The sequence below is a fragment of the Faecalispora jeddahensis genome (genome assembly GCF_000577335.1).
Lineage (GTDB): Bacteria > Bacillota > Clostridia > Oscillospirales > Acutalibacteraceae > Faecalispora > Faecalispora jeddahensis.
The window spans coordinates 1-3,053 of sequence record NZ_CBYL010000089.1 but is presented as its reverse complement, the minus strand read 5'-3'; the positions used below and the strand labels follow the sequence as shown (position 1 = coordinate 3,053).

The 3,053-nt window shown below is 50.4% G+C and carries 1 rRNA gene; it reads left to right on the top strand.

The annotated features are described in order from the left end of the window. The first annotated feature begins 148 nt into the window (after positions 1-148). Positions 149-2,986: ribosomal RNA gene (locus TY09_RS17365) — 23S ribosomal RNA — on the top strand. Positions 2,987-3,053: the final 67 nt, after the last annotated feature.

The window sequence follows — 3,053 nt, the reverse complement described above, 5'->3', positions numbered from 1 at the left end:
CCGGACATTGAAAACTGAATAAAGAAAAGAAGCAGATAAAGCGAGAAAAATTGTTTTTTATCTAAATCTACAATTTACCAAACGATATGATCCTATCGAGTTCAGGATTGTATCGTATAGAACAAAGCAAGAACCAAGAATATCACATGGTCAAGCTACAAAGAGCGCAAGGGGAATGCCTTGGCACTGAGAGCCGATGAAGGACGCGACTAACTGCGATAAGCTATGGGGAGCCGTAAGTGGGCATTGATCCATAGATTTCCGAATGGAGCAATCCGGCTGGAGTCATGTCCAGTCACTGTATGATGAATACATAGTCATACAGGGGGAACCGCCTGAACTGAAACATCTAAGTAGGGCGAGGAAAAGACATCAACAGAGATTCCGCTAGTAGTGGCGAGCGAACGCGGAAGAGGCCAAACCGAGGGTAGCAATACCCTCGGGGTTCGGACAGCAACATGTACGACAAGGGATAGCAGAATGGCATGGGAAGGCCAACGAAACAGTGTGAAAGTCACGTATGCGAAATCCCCAGTCGGCTAGCTGTATCCAGAGTACCGCCGGACACGTGAAACCCGGTGGGAACATGGGGGGACCACCCTCCAAGCCTAAATACTACTCAGTGACCGATAGCGAAAAGTACTGTGAAGGAAAGGTGAAAAGAACCCCGGGAGGGGAGTGAAATAGAACCTGAAACCTTGTGCTTACAAGCACCGAGAGCCCGTCAATGGGTGATCGGGTACCTATTGTAGAATGGTCCGGCGAGTGAGTATAACTGGCAAGGTTAAGGACTTAAGGTCTGGAGCCGTAGCGAAAGCGAGTCTGAATAGGGCGCATGAAGTCAGTTGTATTCGACCCGAAACCGGGTGACCTACCCATGTCCAGGTTGAAGTGGAGGTAAAACTCCATGGAGGACCGAACCGACTCCCGTTGAAATGGTAGCGGATGAGGTGTGGGTAGCGGAGAAATTCCAATCGAACCCGGAGATAGCTGGTTCTCTCCGAAATAGCTTTAGGGCTAGCCTCGTATTAGATTACTGGAGGTAAAGCACTGAATGGGCTAGGGGCCGAAAGGTTACTGAACCCTATCAAACTAAGAATGCCAGATAATTGATGTACGGGAGTCAGACAGTGTGAGATAAGTTTCATTGTCAAAAGGGAAAGAGCCCAGACCCACAGCTAAGGTCCCTAAATACAGTTAAGTGGAAAAGGATGTGGGGGTGCACAGACAACCAGGATGTTGGCTTAGAAGCAGCCATTCATTAAAAGAGTGCGTAATAGCTCACTGGTCGAGTGCCCCTGCGCCGAAAATTTAACGGGGCTAAATTGTATACCGAAGCTTGGGATAGCACCTTATGGTGTTATGGTAGGAGAGCGTTGTGTAAGGGGTGAAGTCAGAGCGTGAGCGCTGGTGGACTTTACACAAGTGAGAATGCCGGAATGAGTAGCGAGAAATATGTGAGAATCATATTGGCCGAAAGTCTAAGGTTTTTGGAGGAAGGTTCGTCCGCTCCAAGTAAGCCGGGAGCTAAGGTGAGGCCGAAAGGCGTAGCCGATGCACATACGGTGGATATTCCGTAGCCGCCAAAAGATTTAAGTAAGAGGACACCTTGAAAGGGCATAACCCAGGCGTTGGTTGACCTGGGCGTAAGGGACCGAAATTAGAGTAGGGAAGTATGCTTGGACGAGGGCGAGAAAAGTCTTATGTATATCTGAGGCGCCCGTACCGCAAACCGACACAGGTAGACAGGAAGAGAATTCTAAGGCCAACGGGAGAAGGGTAGTTAAGGAACTCGGCAAATTGACCCCGTAACTTAGGGAAAAGGGGTGCCACAGCAATGTGGCCGCAGAGAATAGGCCCAGGCAACTGTTTAGCAAAAACACAGGTTTCTGCCAAATCGAAAGATGAAGTATAGGAGCTGACACCTGCCCGGTGCTGGAAGGTTAAGAGGAGATGTGCAAGCATTGAATTGAAGCCCCAGTAAACGGCGGCCGTAACTATAACGGTCCTAAGGTAGCGAAATTCCTTGTCGGGTAAGTTCCGACCCGCACGAATGGTGTAATGATCTGGGCACTGTCTCAATTACCCGCCCGGCGAAATTGTAGTACCGGTGAAGATGCCGGTTACCCGCGACAAGACGGAAAGACCCCATGGAGCTTTACTGCAGCTTAATATTGGGTTTTGATCATTTATGTACAGGATAGGCGGGAGACTAGGAAACCGTGGCGCCAGCCGCGGCGGAGTCAACCTTGGGATACCGCTCTTAAGTGGTTGAAATTCTAACCTGCGGCCGTGAATCCGGCCGGGGGACATTGTTAGGCGGGCAGTTTGACTGGGGCGGTCGCCTCCTAAAAGGTAACGGAGGCGCTCAAAGGTTAGCTCAGCACGGACGGAAACCGTGCCTTAGAGTGTAAACGCGTAAGCTAGCCTAACTGCGAGGATGACAATCCGAGCAGTAACGAAAGTTGGAGTTAGTGATCCGGCGGTATGAGAGTGGAATTGCCGTCGCTCAACGGATAAAAGCTACCCTGGGGATAACAGGCTGATCTCCCCCAAGAGTCCACATCGACGGGGAGGTTTGGCACCTCGATGTCGGCTCATCACATCCTGGGGCTGTATTCGGTCCCAAGGGTTCGGCTGTTCGCCGATTAAAGTGGTACGCGAGCTGGGTTCAGAACGTCGTGAGACAGTTCGGTCCCTATCTGTCGTGGGCGCAGGATATTTGAGGAGAGCTGTCCTTAGTACGAGAGGACCGGGATGGACGCACCTCTGGCGCACCAGTTGTTCCGCCAGGAGCACAGCTGGGCAGCTAAGTGCGGATCGGATAAACGCTGAAAGCATCTAAGCGTGAAGCCGACTCCAAGATAAGATATCCCATAGCATAAGCTAGTAAGACCCCTTGAAGACTACAAGGTTGATAGGCTGCGTGTGTAAGTGTAGTAATGCATTGAGCTTGGCAGTACTAATCGGTCGAGGGCTTGACCATAAATTCTTGGTTGGGCCTTGCTCAATCGCTTTCTTCTGTTTCTTCTTTATTCAGTTTTCAGTGCCCG